The organism is Streptomyces galbus, from assembly GCF_005280195.1.
GTDB classification, from domain to species: domain Bacteria; phylum Actinomycetota; class Actinomycetes; order Streptomycetales; family Streptomycetaceae; genus Streptomyces; species Streptomyces galbus.
The window spans coordinates 1-16,958 of sequence record NZ_SZPR01000007.1; the positions used below are offsets into that span (position 1 = coordinate 1).

At 72.6% G+C, this 16,958-nt stretch carries 19 protein-coding genes; 7 read left to right on the top strand and 12 right to left on the bottom strand.

Annotated elements, in window-relative coordinates; genetic code table 11:
* Positions 1–16 precede the first annotated feature (16 nt).
* Both E4U92_RS03425 and E4U92_RS03430 read right to left on the bottom strand, forming a co-directional pair.
* The gene (locus tag E4U92_RS03425; protein WP_137298743.1) at positions 17–1,495 is read right to left on the bottom strand and encodes a HAMP domain-containing sensor histidine kinase; all 1,479 of its coding nucleotides are present in this window, start codon (positions 1,493–1,495) and stop codon (positions 17–19) included.
* Complete coding sequence (locus E4U92_RS03430) at positions 1,492–2,181, bottom strand: response regulator transcription factor (protein ID WP_137298744.1); 690 nt, start codon at positions 2,179–2,181, stop codon at positions 1,492–1,494. Before E4U92_RS03430 ends, E4U92_RS03425 begins: the two co-directional genes overlap by 4 nt.
* 158 nt (positions 2,182–2,339) lie before the next feature.
* Between E4U92_RS03430 and E4U92_RS03435 the strand changes: the two genes are divergently transcribed.
* On the top strand, positions 2,340–4,772 hold the full coding sequence (locus tag E4U92_RS03435; RefSeq protein ID WP_137298917.1) for an MMPL family transporter: 2,433 nt from the start codon (positions 2,340–2,342) through the stop codon (positions 4,770–4,772).
* Here E4U92_RS03435 and E4U92_RS03440 read toward each other — a convergent pair.
* The 5 genes from E4U92_RS03440 to E4U92_RS03460 all read right to left on the bottom strand — a co-directional run bounded on the left by E4U92_RS03440 (position 4,744) and on the right by E4U92_RS03460 (position 7,679).
* Positions 4,744–5,361: a Uma2 family endonuclease gene (locus E4U92_RS03440; RefSeq protein ID WP_137298745.1), complete on the bottom strand. Its 618-nt coding sequence runs from the start codon at positions 5,359–5,361 to the stop codon at positions 4,744–4,746. The two genes, E4U92_RS03435 and E4U92_RS03440, sit on opposite strands and share 29 nt — an antisense overlap.
* 90 nt (positions 5,362–5,451) lie before the next feature.
* Positions 5,452–6,207, bottom strand: a complete 756-nt coding sequence (locus E4U92_RS03445; RefSeq protein WP_137298746.1) for a TetR family transcriptional regulator — start codon at positions 6,205–6,207, stop codon at positions 5,452–5,454.
* A gap of 9 nt (positions 6,208–6,216) precedes the next feature.
* A complete protein-coding gene (locus E4U92_RS03450; RefSeq protein ID WP_168725024.1) occupies positions 6,217–6,759 on the bottom strand; it encodes a DCC1-like thiol-disulfide oxidoreductase family protein in 543 nt (180 codons plus the stop codon).
* Positions 6,756–7,163: a hypothetical protein gene (locus E4U92_RS03455; protein ID WP_137298747.1), complete on the bottom strand. Its 408-nt coding sequence runs from the start codon at positions 7,161–7,163 to the stop codon at positions 6,756–6,758. Before E4U92_RS03455 ends, E4U92_RS03450 begins: the two co-directional genes overlap by 4 nt.
* A 105-nt stretch (positions 7,164–7,268) precedes the next feature.
* Positions 7,269–7,679, bottom strand: coding sequence for a VOC family protein (locus tag E4U92_RS03460; RefSeq protein WP_137298748.1), 411 nt, complete (start codon positions 7,677–7,679; stop codon positions 7,269–7,271).
* Between the two features lie 180 nt (positions 7,680–7,859).
* Here E4U92_RS03460 and E4U92_RS03465 point away from each other — a divergent pair, with 180 nt between their 5' ends.
* The 3 genes from E4U92_RS03465 (at position 7,860) to E4U92_RS03475 (ending at position 9,277) form a co-directional block, all read left to right on the top strand.
* On the top strand, positions 7,860–8,354 hold the full coding sequence (locus tag E4U92_RS03465) for a TM2 domain-containing protein (RefSeq protein WP_137298749.1): 495 nt from the start codon (positions 7,860–7,862) through the stop codon (positions 8,352–8,354).
* Positions 8,347–8,775 carry a DUF2752 domain-containing protein gene (locus E4U92_RS03470; RefSeq protein ID WP_229863042.1) on the top strand — a complete coding sequence of 143 codons (429 nt, stop codon included), beginning with the start codon at positions 8,347–8,349 and terminating at the stop codon, positions 8,773–8,775. The genes E4U92_RS03465 and E4U92_RS03470 overlap by 8 nt, the downstream gene beginning before the upstream one ends.
* Before the next feature lie 238 nt (positions 8,776–9,013).
* Positions 9,014–9,277, top strand: coding sequence for a TM2 domain-containing protein (locus tag E4U92_RS03475; RefSeq protein WP_067240044.1), 264 nt, complete (start codon positions 9,014–9,016; stop codon positions 9,275–9,277).
* Between the two features lie 101 nt (positions 9,278–9,378).
* On the opposite strand, the gene E4U92_RS03480 is transcribed toward E4U92_RS03475, so the two are convergent.
* From E4U92_RS03480 to E4U92_RS03500, 5 genes are all read right to left on the bottom strand, one after another.
* The gene (locus E4U92_RS03480) at positions 9,379–10,158 is read right to left on the bottom strand and encodes a succinate dehydrogenase iron-sulfur subunit (protein ID WP_067240043.1); all 780 of its coding nucleotides are present in this window, start codon (positions 10,156–10,158) and stop codon (positions 9,379–9,381) included.
* Positions 10,158–11,912 (bottom strand): succinate dehydrogenase flavoprotein subunit, encoded by a 1,755-nt coding sequence (sdhA, locus tag E4U92_RS03485; RefSeq protein WP_067240041.1) that lies wholly within the window; start codon positions 11,910–11,912, stop codon positions 10,158–10,160. The genes E4U92_RS03480 and sdhA overlap by 1 nt, the downstream gene beginning before the upstream one ends.
* A gap of 19 nt (positions 11,913–11,931) precedes the next feature.
* The gene (locus E4U92_RS03490; protein WP_137298750.1) at positions 11,932–12,414 is read right to left on the bottom strand and encodes a succinate dehydrogenase hydrophobic membrane anchor subunit; all 483 of its coding nucleotides are present in this window, start codon (positions 12,412–12,414) and stop codon (positions 11,932–11,934) included.
* A 5-nt stretch (positions 12,415–12,419) separates the two neighbouring features.
* Positions 12,420–12,800 carry a succinate dehydrogenase, cytochrome b556 subunit gene (gene sdhC / locus E4U92_RS03495; protein WP_137298751.1) on the bottom strand — a complete coding sequence of 127 codons (381 nt, stop codon included), beginning with the start codon at positions 12,798–12,800 and terminating at the stop codon, positions 12,420–12,422.
* Positions 12,801–13,017: 217 nt separating this feature from the next.
* A complete protein-coding gene (locus E4U92_RS03500; protein WP_422070790.1) occupies positions 13,018–13,728 on the bottom strand; it encodes a 2-oxo-4-hydroxy-4-carboxy-5-ureidoimidazoline decarboxylase in 711 nt (236 codons plus the stop codon).
* Between the two features lie 154 nt (positions 13,729–13,882).
* Here E4U92_RS03500 and E4U92_RS03510 point away from each other — a divergent pair, with 154 nt between their 5' ends.
* From E4U92_RS03510 to E4U92_RS03520, 3 genes are all read left to right on the top strand, one after another.
* Positions 13,883–15,541 (top strand): beta-N-acetylhexosaminidase, encoded by a 1,659-nt coding sequence (locus E4U92_RS03510; protein ID WP_137298753.1) that lies wholly within the window; start codon positions 13,883–13,885, stop codon positions 15,539–15,541.
* Between the two features lie 163 nt (positions 15,542–15,704).
* On the top strand, positions 15,705–16,295 hold the full coding sequence (locus E4U92_RS03515; protein WP_137298754.1) for a hypothetical protein: 591 nt from the start codon (positions 15,705–15,707) through the stop codon (positions 16,293–16,295).
* Positions 16,296–16,470: 175 nt separating this feature from the next.
* On the top strand, positions 16,471–16,878 hold the full coding sequence (locus E4U92_RS03520) for a hypothetical protein (RefSeq protein ID WP_137298755.1): 408 nt from the start codon (positions 16,471–16,473) through the stop codon (positions 16,876–16,878).
* The last annotated feature ends 80 nt before the right edge of the window (positions 16,879–16,958 follow it).

Genomic DNA, 16,958 nt, shown 5'->3' on the forward strand with positions numbered 1-16,958 from the left:
TCCCGGGACAACACACCTAGCCGCACTCCTCGCGCCGGGCCGGCAGCTCCACGGTGACCGTCAGTCCCTCGCCCGGTGCCGTGCGCACCGACACCTCGCCGCCGTGGGCGTGCACCACGCCCTGCACGATCGCCAGCCCGAGGCCGCTGCCCGCGCCGCCGCCCGCGCGGAAGAAGCGGTCGAACACCCGCGCCGCGTCGTCCGCGGCCAGCCCCGGCCCCTTGTCCCGCACCCACAGCCGTACGACGCCCTCGGCGCCCCCCGCCGGCTCCGCGCCGAGCTGCACCGGCACGTCCGCGGGCGTGTGCGTGCGGACGTTGGCGACGAGGTTGCCGAGCACTTGGCGCAGCCCCGACTCGTCCGCGCGCACCCGCACCGACGCGGCAGCGTCCACGGTGACGGGCCGCTGCGGCTGCTGCGCCCGCAGGTCCTCGGCCGCGTCCCGCACCAGCCGGCTCACGTCGACGTCCCGCAGCCGCAGCTCGGGACGCTGGTCCAGCCGGGCCAGGGTGAGCAGCTCGTCCACGAGCCGGCCCATGCGGTCCACCTCGCCGTTCATCCGGTCCCAGGCCCGGCGCCGCTCCTCGGCCTCGCGCAGCATCCCCTGGTCGTAGAGCTGGAGGTAGCCGCGGATCGCGGACAGCGGGGTGCGCAGCTCGTGCGAGGCGTCCGCGACGAACCGGCGGAGCTGGGCCGCGCTGTGCTCGCGGGTGCGGTACGCCGACTCCACCTGGTGCAGCATCGAGTTCAGCGCGATCCGGAGCTGCTCCACCTCCCGGGTGGAGTGGTGCCGCGACGGCACCCGCCGGGTCAGGTCGCCCTCGGCGATCGCCGAGGAGGTCTCCACCATGTCCTCCAGCGGCCGCATCCGCCGCCGCACGCTGAACAGCGTCAGGCACGCCAGCAGCGACAGCAGCAGCGTGCCCACGGCCAGGTCCAGCTTGAGCGCCTTGCCGATGCCCTTGTGCAGGCCGTCGGTGGAGGTGGCCAGCAGGACGTACGTGCCGTCGGCGAGGCGGGTGGCGGTCGCGCGGTAGGCGGCGCCGTGGACGTCGACGGAGTGCGGGTCGGGGTCGGAGGTGAGGGCGGCCGGGTCGTCGACGGCGTCGGCCAGGCCCCGCTGGGCGGGGGTCGGGGTGACGCCGAACAGGGTCCGGGGACGGCCCCGCGCGTCCAGCGCGGTGAAGATCGAGTCGGGTGTCGCCCGCTCGTCGAACTGCTCGGGCGCCAGCCCGTCCCGGACGAACGACAGCACGCTGAGCGAGTCGATCTGGCGGACCGTGAGCCTGGTGCTGGCGAGCGACGTGCGGGTCTTGGTCAGCCCGGAGTCGACCTGGTCGAGCAGGTAGTACCGCATGCCCATCAGGCTGACGGCCGTGGTGGCGACGATGCCGAGGGCGAGCAGCGCCACGTTGGCGAGGGTGAGCTGCACCCGCAGCGAGTGGATCGCGCGCCGTGCCCGGGGCGCCTTCACCGGCAGCCGGGGACGCCTCATGCCAGCCCGTACCCGACCCCGCGCCGGGTCGTGATCAACGGAGGGCCCAGCGCGGCGAGTTTGCGCCGCAGGTAGCTGATGTACGTCTCGACGACGGTGGACTCCGGCGGGGTGTGCTCGTACTGCCAGACGTGGCGCAGCAGTTGCTCCTTGGGCACGATCCGCCCGGCGTTCCGCACCAGGAAGCGCAGCAGCGCGTACTCGGTGGGCGTCAGCTCGACCGTGCGGCCCGCGCGGTGGACGCTGTACGTCGTCTCGTCCAGTTCCAGGTCGCCGTAGCGCAGCGGGGGGCGCCGGGGCAGGACGTCGGCGGGGCGGGTGCGGCGGATGACCGCGCCGATGCGGGCCACCACCACGTCGATGTCGAACGGCTTGGTGATGTAGTCGTCGCCGAAGCCGAGCGCGCCGACGATCTCCGCGGGCGCGTCCCGCGCGGTGAGGAACACCAGTCCCAGCTCGGGCTGTTCGCCGCGCAGCCGCCGGCCGAGCTCGCGGCCGTCGCCGTCCGGCAGCATCACGTCCAGCAGGGCCACGTCCGGCCGGGTGCGCCCGGCGAGCTCCAGCGCCGCACGGACCGTGGCCGCGGTCATGACCTCGAAGCGGTGGAAGCGCAGGGCGATGGCGAGGACGTCCGCGATGCTCGGCTCGTCCTCCACCACCAGTACCGTCCCGGGAGCCGTCGTCATGACCCCAGTATCGGGCGGTGGGCCGGTGCGGGGGCGGCCCGCTGCTTTGGAGTTCCTTGAGAGTCGTCCCGGGGAACGGCCTCGCGCGCACCCGTGCGCCCATGCTGGTGCCAGGACCCGGGGGAACCGAGCGAAGAAGGAGCTTGAGCGTGGCGGCATTGGCGCGGTGGTGCCATCGGCACCGGCTGGTGGTCCTGTTGCTGTGGGTGGGGGCGCTGTTCGGCATGGGGTTCTCGGCCTCGACGGCCGGCACGGACTACGCGAACGTCTTCTCCCTCCCGAACACGGACTCCAAGAAGGCGTACGACCTGATGGAGAAGGCGTTCCCGGCCCGGGCCGGCGACACCGACACCGTCGTGTGGAAGGTCGACGGGGGCTCGGTGCGCGACGCGGACGTGCGCGCCCGCATCCAGCCCGCGCTGGAGAAGATCGCCGGGATGAAGGGCGTCGGGGACGTCGCCGGCCCCTACACCGGGGCCGCGGGCGCCGCGCAGGTCAGCCGGGACGGGCGGATCGCGTACGCGCAGGTCACCTTCACCCAGCGCGCCAACGAGGTGCCCAAGGACCTCGTGCAGGACGTCGTCGACACCGCGCAGGCGGCCGAACGGGACGGACTGCGCGTCGAGTTGGGCGGCCAGGCCATCCAGCGCGTGCAGGAGCCCCCGACCGGTCTCGCCGAGATGGTCGGCCTGGTGGCCGCGGCCGTCGTGCTCTTCCTCGCCTTCGGCTCCGTGTTCGCGATGCTGCTGCCGATCGCGGTGGCGGTCTTCGGCGTGGGCATGGGCCTGTTCGGCACCCAATTGCTCAGCCACAGCACGGACATCCCCGACCTGGCCCCGCTGCTCGCCTCGCTGATCGGCCTCGGCGTCGGCATCGACTACGCGCTGTTCATCGTCACCCGGCACCGGCGCGGCCTCCTGCGGGGCCTGGAACCCGAGGAGTCGGTGATCACCGCGATGAACACCTCCGGGCGGGCGGTGCTGTTCGCGGGCGGCACGGTGTGCATCGCGCTCGCCGGGATGCTGGTGACGAACCTGCGCTTCCTGGACGGCGTGGTGATCGGCACGTCCCTCACGGTCGTGCTGAGCGTGCTCGCGGCGACCACCCTGCTGCCGGCCCTGCTGGGCTTCCTGGGCCCGCGCGTCCTCAGCCGCCGGCAGCGGCGCCGGCTCGCGGAGGTCGGGCCCGAGCCGGAGCGCGCGAGCGGCCTCGCGGCCCGCTGGTCGTCGGGCGTGCAGCGGCGGCCCCGTACGGTCGCGGCGCTCGCGCTGGTCGTCATGGCCGTCCTGGCGGTGCCGGTGCTGTCGCTGCGGCTCGGCGCCACCGACCAGGGCAACGACGACACCACGACGACCACCCGCCAGGCGTACGACCTGCTCGCCGAGGGCTTCGGGCCGGGCTTCAACGGCCCCCTGCAGGTGGTGGCCGACGGCGGCGACACCGCGGCGCTGGTCAAGGGCATCCAGGGCACCCAGGGCGTGGCCCGGGTGGCGGCGCTGCCGCCCGCCGGCGGCGTGACGGTGGTCCAGGTGGTGCCGACGACGTCCCCGCAGTCGAAGGAGACCGACGAGCTGATCGACACCCTGCGCGACGAGGTGATCCCGCGGGCCGGGGCGTCGGCGCACGTGGGCGGGGTGACGGCGGTGTCCAAGGACTTCGCGACGGTCACCGGCGACCGGCTGCCCCTGTTCGTCGCGACGATCATCGGCCTGGGCTTCCTGCTGCTCCTGGTCGCGTTCCGCTCGCTGGTGGTCCCGCTGACGGCGGCGGTGATGAACCTGATCGCGGCGGCGGCGTCGTTCGGTGTGCTGGTCGCCGTCTTCCAGTGGGGCTGGGGCCTGGACCTGCTCGCCCTCGGCAAGGAGGGCCCGATCAACGCGTTCCTGCCGGTCATCATGCTGTCGCTGCTCTTCGGCCTGTCGATGGACTACCAGGTGTTCCTGGTGAGCCGGATGCACGAGGAGTGGGTGCACACCCGGGACAACGCGCGGGCGGTGCGGGTGGGCCTCGCGGAGACCAGCCGGGTCATCAACTCCGCGGCGCTGATCATGGTGTGCGTCTTCCTCGCCTTCGTCCTCAGCGGCGACTCGGGTGCGGCGATGGCGGGCGTGGGCCTCGCGGCGGCGGTGGCGCTGGACGCGTTCGTCCTGCGCACGGCGCTGGTCCCGGCGGCGATGCACCTGCTCGGCAGCTCCAACTGGTGGCTGCCGGCCTGGCTCGACCGGCGGCTGCCCCACCTGGCGGTGGAACCGGCGGAGGACCCGGCCCCGGGCCCCGCCCCCGACGCGGACGGCCCTTCCTCCGTGGTCCACGGCTTCGTCCGCGCCGCCACGGGCGACCCGGTCGACGGCGCGGCGGTGACCCTCCTGTCCAAGGGCGGCCGCCAACTGGACCGCGTCACCACCCTGGCCGACGGCTCCTACATCCTCACGGTCCCCGCCCCCGGCACCTACCTCCTGGCGGTGACGTCCCCGGCCCACGGCTCGAACGCCCGCCACGTGACCGTGACCGACATCCCCCTGACCCACGACGTGGAACTGGCGGGGGGCGGGGTGGACGCGGTCAACCAGCCGAGCCCTGACCGGCCTTGACGATGCCCTCCACGTCGAGGGCGACCTCGGCCCCGATGACGTCGGGCAGGGCGACCGTCTCCCCGGGGGCGTGCACGCGGTGGTTCGCGTACGCGCCCCCGTCGGGCTCGGTGAGCACGTGCAGCCGCTGGTGCTTGCGGTCGACGACGACGTAGACCGGGACCTTCGCCTCGGCGTAGGCGGCGGCCTTGGTCTTGAGGTCGTCCTTCCAGTTGCGGGAGGTGACCTCGACGACGAGCCGGAAGCAGACGGGGTCGTAGGCGTTGCGCTCGACGTGGTGATCGTCGTAATCGGCGTCCAGCAGCGCGAGATCCGGGATCGCGTAGTCCTCCGCGCCGCTGGGCAGCCAGATGCCGACGTTCTGGATCACCACGGTCTCCCCTCCGTGCAGCCCGGCGGCGAGGAAGGGAATCATCAGGTCGGTCAGCACGTGGCCGTGTCGGGCATCCGGTGAAGGGGTCACGAGGAGATGGCCTCCGATGATCTCGACGCGGTAGCCCGGATGACGCTCCATGATCTCGTCGGCGACGGCCGCGAGGGAGAACGGCTCGTCGGCGTCGAAAGGCTGCTCGACGGATGCGGCGGACATCACGTGCCTCCTAGGGGCTGGTGTCGAGAGCATCATCGTAGGCAGCCGGGAGCCCGCATGTCCGGACAGGCGCCGTTCACCCGGAAGTGATCACTCCCGGTCCCCCCGCCCCTTCCCCGGGTCGGGCAGGACCCGCGTCATGCCCGGCAGGAAGTCCGTGAACAGTTCGTGGACCTCGTGGACCAGGGGGCGCAGGAGGCGGAAGCGGGCCAGGGAGACGCCGCGGGCCGTGAGGCGGGCCCCGCGTTCGGCGAGGCGGTAGCTGCGCTCGCGGCCCTCGGTGCGGTCGAAGATCCAGTACAGGACGAGGCCCATCTGGGAGAGCCACATCAGCTCGGGCAGCACGTCCCGCAGCTCCTCGGGCACCTTGGTCCGCGTCGCCCCCGCCAGCACCTCGCGGTGGACGGAGATGGCCTCCTCGCGCGCGTGCTCGCTCTCCGGGGAGAACGGGCTGAGGGGGCTGTCCGGGTCGGCGGCGTTCTTGAAGAACTGCACGGCGAACTCGTGGTACGGCTTCGCCACGTCCAGCCACACCCGCAGCACGCCCGCGAGCCGGGCCTCCAGGTCGGTCTCCCGGTCCAGGACCGCGCGGACCGCCTGCCGGTGCTCGGCGGCGAGGCGGTCGTAGAAGCCCTGGATGAGGTGTTCCTTGCCCGCGAAGTAGTAGTACGCGTTGCCGACCGAGACCCCGGCCTCCTGGGCGATGGCCCGCATCGTCGTCTTGTCGTACCCGCGCTCCTGGAACAGCCGCATCGCGGTCTCCAGGATCAGCGCGCGGGTCTGCTCGGACTTGCTGGGGACGGGGGCCGGCTCCTCGGGGCCGGCGCCCTGGTTCTTCGCGGACACGGACAGAGCCTAACGAGTGGCGCAGGTCCCGCCGGCACAGCCGTCGCCGCCCGGCGGGTACGTCCATCCGGCGGCGGGGTCGTACACCCACCCGTCCGCCCGCCGGTAGCCCTGCCCGCCCCACGGCCGGTCCTGCGCCTGCGGCGGCCCGGAGGGGGCCGGCCAGGCCGGGGCCCGCCCGCGCTCCCGCCACCTGGCCGCGGCCAGCGCCGCCCCCCGGGCGAGCCGCAGCCCCGAGGGGGTGCTCAGCCGGTGGGCCAGGGCCCGGTGCCGGCGCAGCGCCCACAGGGTCACGACCCAGGCGGCGGCGTCCCGGTAGACCTGCCCGGCGTCGTCCACGACGGTGATCTCGTCGAGGGTGGCGCCGTGGTCGAGTCCGGGGAAGAGCCGCCGGGCCTGCTCCGACCCGGCCGGGACCAGGTCGAGCGGCACGAGCTGCGGCTGCCGGACGAGCCAGTCGCGCAGGAAGGCACACGGCGGGCACGCGGCGTCCCAGAGGACGGTCAGCCCGCGCACCGGGACGCGGGCGGTCTCGGCCGGCACCGGGATCACGCGCCCGGCGTGGGGGCGACCCGGCCCTGCGGCCGCACCGGCGGCACCTGCTCCCGCTCCAGCAGCCCCCGCCGCCGGATCCGGTTGAGCACGTACACGTTGCCCAGGTGCATCACCCCGAGCACCAGCAGCACGACGCCGAGCTTGGTGGACAGGGCCTCGAAGACGCCGCGGGCGTCCTCGACGGTGTCGTCGCCGCTCAGGTACAGCGCGACGAAGCCGAGGTTGACGAGGTAGAAGCCGACCACCAGCAGGTGGTTGACGGCGTCCGCGAGCTTCTCGTCGCCGTGCAGCACGTCGGCGAGGAAGACCCGGCCGTTGCGGCTGAGGGTCCGGGCCACCCAGACGGTCAGCGCGATGCTGACGACCAGGTAGATGACGTAGGCGATGACGGTGCGGTCCATGCCCCACCCCTTCTTGAACGCGTTCAAAACGCTGACAGGGTGACTGTAGACCTGTTTTTGAACACGTTCAAGACACATGTGGCCAGGGGGGCGGGCGGGCCGGGCTCAGCCGCGGCGGCCCAGCTCCGGACGCTTGGTGTAGTCGGTGAAGCCGAGGACGTTGCCCCAGGGATCGCACACCTCGACCGTCCAGCCGGTGGCCACCGCGAACGGTTCGTCCAGCGGCGGGATGCCGGCCGCCGCGAGCCGTCGCGCCGCCTCCCGCGCGTCCGGCACCTCCAGCCACACCCGCGGGGACGGCCAGGGCGGCGGCCGGTGCCCCAGCCCGTCCTCCCGCCGCAGCAGGACGCCGGGCGTCTCGCCCCCGACCTTCAGCAGGGCGATCCCGCCCTCGTCGAACCGGAAGCCCACCACGAACCCGGCCCGCTCGTAGAACCCGACGGCCTCGTCGAGGTCCCCCACGGGCAGCAGGACGTTGTCGAATCCGAGCAGCTCGTACGACTGGTCATCTGACATACCGTCAGAATAGGTGCGGACCGTCCGTGAACCCGTGAGGGCACGCCCCGCCCCGCACGGCCGTCGCCCCGGGCCCGGACCCGGCTTCTCAGCGGGCCGCTGCCTCCTGCAAGATGACCTGGACTCACTTCACTGTCGGAGCCGACAGGTCCGTCCATGTGCCAACGGGGAGACACCGCCGTGACCGAACAGCCGCAGCAGCCGCAGCAGCCGCCCCAGCCGGGGTACGGCTACCCGAACGCCGGCCCGGGGCCGTACGGGGGCGGCCAGGCCGGCCCCTACGGCTCCCCGCAGCAGGGCTACGGCCAGCAGGCGTACGGCCAGCCCGGCTACGGGCAGCAGGGCTACGCCCAGGGCGGCTACCAGCAGCCCGGTTACGGCTACCCGCAGGGCGGCGCCGTCCCGCCCGGCTCCTACACCGGCGACCCGAACGCCCCGTACGGCTACGACCCCTACGGGCGCCCCTACTCCGACAAGTCGAAGATCGTCGCGGGCATCCTCCAGCTGTTCCTCGGCACCTTCGGCGTCGGCCGGTTCTACATCGGCAACGTCGGCCTCGGCCTCGCCCAGCTCTTCACCTGCGGCGGCTTCGGCATCTGGGCCCTGATCGACGGCATCATCCTGCTGACCAGCAGCAACACCACCGACGCCCAGGGACGGGTCCTGCGTGGCTGAGGCGGCGCCCCCGCCGCCGTCGGCGCGCCCCACCGCGCGCACGCTGCTGCGGCACCCGGCGGCGGGCCCCCTCGCGGTGCTCACCGCCGGCGCGGCGGGCAGCGCCTACCTGTACGTCACCGACCCGCACGAGCCCGGTCACCTGCTGCCGCGCTGCCCCTTCCGCCTGGTCACCGGGCTGCTCTGCCCGGCCTGCGGCGGCACGCGCATGGCGTACGACCTGATGCACGGTCACCTCACCCAGGCCTGGCTCGACAACCGGGCCCTGCTCCTGGCCGCACCCTTCGCGCTGGCGCTGCTCGGCCGGTGGATGACGGAGGGCCTGCGCGGCCGCCGCTGGCAGCCCCGCGTCGGCCCCCGCGGCCAGGTCCTCATCCTCGCCCTCGCGGTGACCTGGACCGTGGTCCGCAACACCGCCTGACCGCCCGAGGGGTGACGGCAACTCATCCGCCTACCCCTCACACGGGGTCCGAGGCCGGAACTTGACGAAGATTTGATCACGGAACAGGAACGATCATCCCGCGGCCCTCCCCGCGGTCTCGTCCCGCTCTCTAGGCTCACCGCTTACGGGGGGTGGGCCGAGCCATGGGTCCGTGCGCCCTCCGTTCCGGAGCCGTTCCGCTCCGGACTCTCGCAGCAGTCATCCAGGAGCAGTGCACATGACCGTCCCCACCCCTGACGCCCCCTTCGGCTTCGACCCGCAGGGCCGTCCGTACTCCGACAAGTCGAAGATCGTCGCGGGTCTCCTCCAGATCTTCCTCGGCGGGCTCGGCATCGGCCGCTTCTACGTCGGCTCCGTCGGCGTCGGCGTCGCGCAGCTCCTCACCTGCGGCGGCCTCGGCATCTGGTCCCTGATCGACGGCATCCTGTTCCTGACGAGCAACGACCGCACCGACAAGCAGGGCCGCGTCCTGCGCGGCTGACGCCGCCGGCGCACCGACGCGCACCCGCACGCACCGACGGCGAGGGCCCCCTCCGTACTGCACCGGAGGGGGCCCTCGCCGTCGTGATGTGCGCCGGCCGGTCAGAAACGGCGGGTGATCAGCGCCCGCTTGACCTCGGCGATGGCCTTGGTGACCTCGATACCGCGCGGGCAGGCGTCCGTGCAGTTGAAGGTCGTACGGCAGCGCCACACGCCGTCGCGGTCGTTGAGGATCTCCAGCCGCTGCTCCCCGGCCTCGTCACGCGAGTCGAAGATGAAGCGGTGGGCGTTCACGATCGCGGCTGGACCGAAGTACTGGCCGTCGTTCCAGAACACCGGGCAGGACGACGTGCACGCGGCGCACAGGATGCACTTGGTGGTGTCGTCGAAGCGCTCGCGGTCCTCGGCGGACTGCAGCCGCTCGCGCGTCGGCTCGTTGGTGTCCTTCGTGATCAGGAAGGGCATCACGTCCCGGTACGCCTGGAAGAACGGCTCCATGTCGACGACCAGGTCCTTCAGGACCGTCAGGCCCTTGATGGGCTCGACCGTGATCGGCTTCTCGGGGTTGATGTCCTTGATCAGCGTCTTGCACGCGAGGCGGTTCTTGCCGTTGATCCGCATCGCGTCGGAGCCGCAGATGCCGTGCGCGCAGGACCGGCGGAACGTGAGCGTGCCGTCCAGGTCCCACTTGATCTTGTGGAGGGCGTCCAGGACGCGCTCCTTCGGGTCGATCTCCAGCTGGAAGTCTTCCCAGGTCGCCTCGGCCGCGACCTCCGGGTTGAACCGGCGGACCCGGAGGGTGACCGTGATGTACGGGGAGTCGGCGAAACCGGGCTCGGGGCGGCCGGCCGCGTCGTCCTTCTCCAGAACAGGGGTAGCCATCAGTACTTACGCTCCATCGGCTGGTAGCGGGTCTGGACGACCGGCTTGTAGTCCAGACGGACGGTCTCGGAGCCGTCGGCGCCGACTTCGCGGTACGCCATGGTGTGACGCATGAAGTTGACGTCGTCGCGGTTCGGGTAGTCCTCGCGGTAGTGACCGCCGCGCGACTCCTTGCGGGCGAGCGCGGAGACCGCCATGACCTCGGCCAGGTCGAGCAGGTTGCCCAGCTCGATGGCCTCCAGCAGGTCCGTGTTGAACCGCTTGCCCTTGTCCTGGATCGCCACGTTCTTGTAGCGCTCGCGCAGCTCGGCGATCTTCTCGACGGCCGTCTTGATCGTCTGCTCCGTGCGGAACACCATGACGTTGGCGTCCATGGTCTCCTGCAGCTCGCGGCGCAGCGTCGACACCCGCTCGGTGCCCGTCGAGGTCCGCAGGCGCTCGATCTGCTCGACCACGAGGGCCTCGGGGCGCTCCGGCAGCTCGACGAAGTCGGCCTTCTGGCTGTACTCCGCCGCCGCGATGCCGGCCCGCTTGCCGAAGACGTTGATGTCCAGCAGCGAGTTGGTGCCCAGGCGGTTGGCGCCGTGCACGGAGACGCAGGCGACCTCGCCGGCCGCGTACAGGCCCGGCACGACGGTGGTGTTGTCCGCCAGGACCTCACCCTCGACGTTGGTCGGGATGCCGCCCATCGCGTAGTGCGCGGTGGGCTGGATCGGGATCGGGTCCGTGTAGGGCTCGATGCCGAGGTAGGTGCGCGCGAACTCGGTGATGTCGGGCAGCTTGGCGTCGAGCTGCTCCGGCGGGAGGTGCGTGAGGTCCAGGTAGACGTGGTCGCCCTCGGGACCGCAGCCGCGGCCCTCGCGGATCTCCGTGTAGATGGACCGGGACACGACGTCACGCGACGCCAGGTCCTTCATGACCGGCGCGTACTTCTCCATGAAGCGCTCGCCGTCCTTGTTGCGCAGGATGCCGCCCTCACCGCGGGCGCCCTCCGTCAGCAGGATGCCCATGCGCCAGATGCCGGTCGGGTGGAACTGGAAGAACTCCATGTCCTCCAGCGGGATGCCCCGCCGGTACACCGCGGCCTGGCCGTCACCGGTCAGCGTGTGCGCGTTCGACGTCACCTTGAAGAACTTGCCGCAGCCGCCGGACGCGTAGATCACGGCCTTCGCCTGGAAGACGTGGATCTCGCCGGTCGCCAGCTCGTACGCCACGACGCCGGCCGAGCGCTTGACGCCGTCGACCTCGGTGATGAGCTGGTCCAGGACGTAGAACTCGTTGAAGAACTCCACGCCCTCCTTGACGCAGTTCTGGTACAGCGTCTGGAGGATCATGTGACCGGTGCGGTCCGCGGCGTAGCAGGACCGGCGGACCGGGGCCTCGCCGTGGTTGCGGGAGTGACCGCCGAAGCGGCGCTGGTCGATCGTGCCGTCCGGCGTGCGGTTGAACGGCAGGCCCATCTTCTCCAGGTCGAGGACCGAGTCGATGGCCTCCTTCGCCAGGATCTCGGCGGCGTCCTGGTCGACCAGGTAGTCACCGCCCTTGACCGTGTCGAAGGTGTGCCACTCCCAGTTGTCCTCCTCCACGTTGGCCAGCGCGGCGGCCATGCCGCCCTGCGCGGCGCCCGTGTGGGAGCGGGTGGGGTAGAGCTTGGTCAGCACGGCGGTGCGGCTGCGCTTCGTCGACTCGATGGCCGCGCGCATGCCCGCGCCACCGGCGCCGACGATGACGGTGTCGTACTTGTGGATCTTCATGATTCTCGCAGCCCCGTGCCTAGCGGATGTTCGGGTCGAAGGTGAAGATCACCAGCGTGCCCAGCAGGATGGTGAACACCGTGGCGGTGTAGAGCAGGCCCTTGAGCCACAGCCGGGTCTGGGCGTGCTCCGCGTAGTCGTTGATGACCGTGCGCAGGCCGTTGGCGCCGTGCAGCATCGCCAGCCACAGCATCAGCAGGTCCCAGACCTGCCAGAACGGGGACGCCCAGCGGCCCGCCACGAAGGCGAAGCCGATCTTGGAGACGCCGCCGTCCAGCACGAGCTGGATCAGCAGGTGGCCGATGACCAGGACGACCAGCACCACGCCGGACAGGCGCATGAAGAGCCAGGCCGCCATCTCGAAGTTGCCCCGGGTGGACTTCGGGGACTTCCTGGTGCGCTTGCGCGGGGCCTCGATGAGGGGCGCGGGGTTGTCGACGTTGTAGACCGAGCCGCCCTCGACGGGGCCGATCCCGGCAGCGGTGGTTTCAGTCGTGGACATGTGCGTCAGCTCCCGAACAGTTCACGAGCGGCGTGGCCGAGGACGGGGTAGACCGCCCCGAGCATCAGCACGACCCACAGGCCGACCACGGTCCAGAGCATCTGCTTCTGGTAGCGGGCGCCCTTGATCCAGAAGTCGACGGCGATGACGCGCAGGCCGTTGAGCGCGTGGAAGAGGATGGCGGCGACGAGGCCGTACTCCAGCAAGGCGACGATCGGCGTCTTGTACGTGGCTACGACCTTGTCGTAGTCCTCGGGGGAGACACGCACGAGAGCGGTGTCCAGCACGTGGACGAACAGGAAGAAGAAGATGAGGACGCCGGTGACTCGGTGAGCCACCCAGGACCACATTCCTTCCCGGCCGCGGTACAGCGTTCCAGCCGGCACGGAAGAACCCTCCGGGAGCGGGGACTAGGGCCGCGCCGGCTTCGGTGTCGGTCGGGCCCGGCCGGGTACGGTCCACCGGCCCCCAGCATGGTATCCATCCGCTGAGCCGGTGCTCACGGGGGGCCTACCGGTGTGATCGAAGAGGCACCGGACGTGTGATCGAGGTGGCACCGGACGGGCTAGGGGGTGTCTCGGGCCGGGCCGCGGTGCGCGCCGGTCAGGCGCCGCGCGCCGTGCCGTCGTGGCTGGTCGCGCCGTCCGCCCTGCCCGTGAGGCGGGCCAGCAGCCGGCCGCCCGCCAGCCGGCGCAGCTCCTCGGCCGCGAGCACCCGTTCCTCCTCGGGATCGTTGGTCAATCGTGACCGGATGCCTTCGAGGAGGCGGTCGAGGGTCTCGCCCGCGGGCGTGTCGTCCAGGTAGATCACGAAGACGTGGCCGAAGCGCGCCTCGTACGCCGCGTGCGCCGCGTTGAGGGCCGTGTGGGCCGCTTCGTAGGTGCCGGGCGGCAGCGGGGGCAGCGCCTCGGCGGCCAGGGCCTCGGCGAGGTCGGCGGGGCCGAGGTCGTAGGCCGCCTCGTCGGCCGCGGCGAGCAGGGCGTCGGCCGTGGGGTACGGACGGTGGTCGGCCACCCGGCGGGCCCAGCGCGGGCTGCGCAGACAGGCCAGCAGGACGGGGCGCGCCTCGTCGGCGGGCAGCGCGTTGAACAGGGCGAGCCCGGTCGCGGGGGAGACCGCGCGCACCGGGGAGGCCGTGTGGGCCGCGGCCGCGGTGGGTCTCGCGGTGGCCGTGGCCGTGGTCGTCGCGGTGGCCGTGCGGGCCGTCGGGGAGCAGGGACGGGGCTGTTCGGGCAGGGCCGGTATGGCCGCGCGGCCGGACGGGCCCGGGCAGTGGGGGAGGCGGTGGGCGGACAGCGTGGATCCTCGCGTCACGAGCGATGTGGCAGGGGATGCTGTGAAAACTGTGACGCCACGTTATCGACAGAGGTCATCCTGTGTCCGACGGATGCCCGAATTTCACTCGAACGGGAGAGTTTCGGAACGTGTGGTGGACGCCTCCGGGACACCTGAGTCGTAGGTTGGCTGAGTGAGCAGTCACAGGCGCCGGGCACGGCAGAGCAGGACCAGGCAGCGGGCGGTGATCGCCGGGGCGTTCGTCGCGACGATCGGGCTCGGCGTGGGCCTGGGCGTGTGGGCCTCCACGTCCGGCGACGGCGACGGGGGGCCCGCGTCGGCCGCGGGCGCCGGGGAGCGCGAGCCCGGCCGGGCCGCCACGGGCGCGACGCCGCGCGGCGCGACACCCTCGCCGACCCGCACGTACCCCCTGTCGCAGGCGCCGAGGACCATCCCCGCCGTACGGTCGCACACGCCGGCGCGCGGGCCGGGGTGGAAGCCCGCCGCCGGCGAGCGGGTCGTCGTCGCCGACGCCTCCCTCGCCGACGAGGGCCGGCTGATCGCCGGCGAGCTGGGGCTGGCGTACGCGGGGCAGGCGTCCGGCGACCGCGCCGGGGACCTGCGCCTGGCGCTCGACCACGACAAGGGCGCCGGCCCGGAGTCGTACACCATGACCGTGCGCGGCGGGCGGGTCACCATCAGCGGGCCCTCGGACGCCGGCGTCTTCTACGGCACCCGCACCCTCAAGCAGGAGGTGCACGGCGGCGGCACCGCGCCCGAGGGCGTCGTGCGTGACCAGCCGGCCAAGCCCGAGCGCGGTTTCATGGTGGACATCGCCCGCAAGTACTACACGGCCGGCTGGATCGAGGACCGGGTCCGCGAGCTGGGGGACCTGAAGTACAACGAGCTGGGGCTGCACTTCTCCGACGACCAGGGCTTCCGGATCGCCTCCGACACCCACCCGGAGATCGTCTCCGGCCGGCACCTGACCAAGGCGCAGGTGAAGAAGATCGTCCAGCTCGCGGCGGCCCGCCACATCACCGTGGTGCCGGAGATCGACTCGCCGGGACACCTGGGCGCCGTCATCGCCGCGCACCCCGACCTCCAGCTCCGCAACGCGCAGGGCACCGCCACGCGCGGCGCGATCGACATCTCCAAGTCCGCCTCCGCCAAGATCGTCGACGACCTGCTCGACGAGTACGCCGGGCTGTTCCCCGGCGCCGACTGGAACCTCGGCGGCGACGAGTACCAGGCGCTGATGGTCTCCCACCCCGAGACCTCCTACCCGCAGCTCGCCGCCGCGGCCCGCTCGGCCTACGGCTCCGGCGGCACCGTCGCCGACCTGACCACCGGCTGGCTCAACGACCGCGCCGCCACCGTCCGGGCCCACCACCGCACCCCGCGCGCGTGGAACGACGGCTTCTTCCGCGGTACGTCCGTGCAGCCCGACAAGGACATCCGGGTCGGGTACTGGACGGGCAAGGAGATCGGGGCGCGGCCGCCCGCGGAGTACCTCGGCGCCGGCCGCAAGGTGATCAACTACAACGACACGTACCTCTACTACGTCCTCGGCCAGCCCAACGACTTCGTCTACCCGACCGGCCGGCTGATCTACGAGCAGTGGACGCCGAGGGTGCTGCGCGGCACGACCGCCGTGCCCGCGCGGTACGACGCCCAGATCCTCGGCGGGTCCTTCGCGGTGTGGGGCGACTTCCCGAACGCGCAGACCCAGGACCAGGTGGCGGCCGGCATCCGGATGCCCCTGCGGGCGACGGCCCAGAAGCTGTGGGACGCCCGCCGGCCGACGCTGACGTGGGCGCAGTTCAAGGCGTTGGCGGGACGGCTGGGCTGACGCCCGCGGACCGTCCCCCTCGTCCTGCTCGTTGGCTTGATCCTTGCGTTCCGCCTCCTGGCGCGCCGCGCCGTGGCAGGTCTGTGACACTCCGGCGCTGTGGCACGCAGTAAGGGGAAGTGCGGGCTCCGTGAGGGATGGCGCCCCGCGGAGGGAGGCGTTGATGAGCCTGGTGGAACTGATCGCGCGGGCCGACGAGCGGGGCCTGGCCGCGGCCGGGTTGGCTTGTTCGGATCGGTGCGTGGCGCTGCTCGGGGGCGACGAGGAGATCCTGCGGCCGCTGTGGGGCAACCTCATGGAGGACGCCGACGCCGCGCGGTGGGGCGACCTGGTGGCACTGGTGCGGGACAAGCTGGCGGGGGCCGCGGGCGACGGGGACGGCGGGCAGGGGGCCGCCGTGGAGGAACCCGCCGTGGCGGAGGCGGTGGCGCTCGCCCGCCGGATGCTCGACGCGGCACCGGACCGGCGTACCGGGGCGGAGCTGCGGGAGTGGGCCGACACCTGCTCCGTCGCCGCGCTGCGCATCCACCGGCTGCTGGACCCGGCGCAGGACCCGGAGGACGTCGACACCCGCCGCACGGGCCGCACGCAGGGCATGCCGCCGCTCGCCGCGGCCGAGCTGCGCCGCCAGGTGACGGTCCTGGAACTCCTCGCGGAACACGGCCCCCAGGGCCTGCGCCGCGCGCTGGAGGTGTCGACGGAGGGCAGGAGGGTGCTGCGGGCGGCGGTGTCGCGCAGGGCGCGCACGGCGTGAGGACGGTGAGGACGGCGGCGGGCGGCTCGTGCCCCCACGGCGTCCCTCACACGGGGGACACGGTGTGACGGCGTCGCGGTGACCGTGCGCCGTTCCCGCGCCGTTCCGGCGGAGGGCGCGCGGGGGCAGTGACACCGGGCGCGCCGGGCCCGCTCTTGTTCATGTGACCAGTGCGATGAGCGAGACGACGCCCGACGAGACGACGACGCCCCAGCAGCCCCGGCCGCACGCCGCCGCCCGGCCCGTGCGCTGGGCGGCCGACGCCGTGGCCGCGCTGCGCGAGGGCGCACGGCTGCACCTGGACTACTCGGCGCGGAGCCTGTGGCGGGTCGACCGGATGATCGACGACATACGCCGCGAGGGCGCGCCTCCGGCCGCGATGGAGCACGTCCTGCGGGGACTCGGCGCCTACGCCGGAGAAGTGATCGTCCGGGAGACCGGCGGCGAGTGGTGGACCGGCGACGGCGACCACTGGGTCCGCACCCCCGACGGCCGCCTCTGGAACCCGATCGAGGAGTCCCAGCGCTGCTTCGCGGGCCACGGGTCGCTGCGGCTGCTGTGCCGGGACGCGGGCGGGAGTTGAGGCGGGGAGGTGTGAGTGTGCGACGCGCCGTGGCCCGCCGGCTTCCTCCGGCGGGCCACGGTCGTGTACGGCGGATGTGT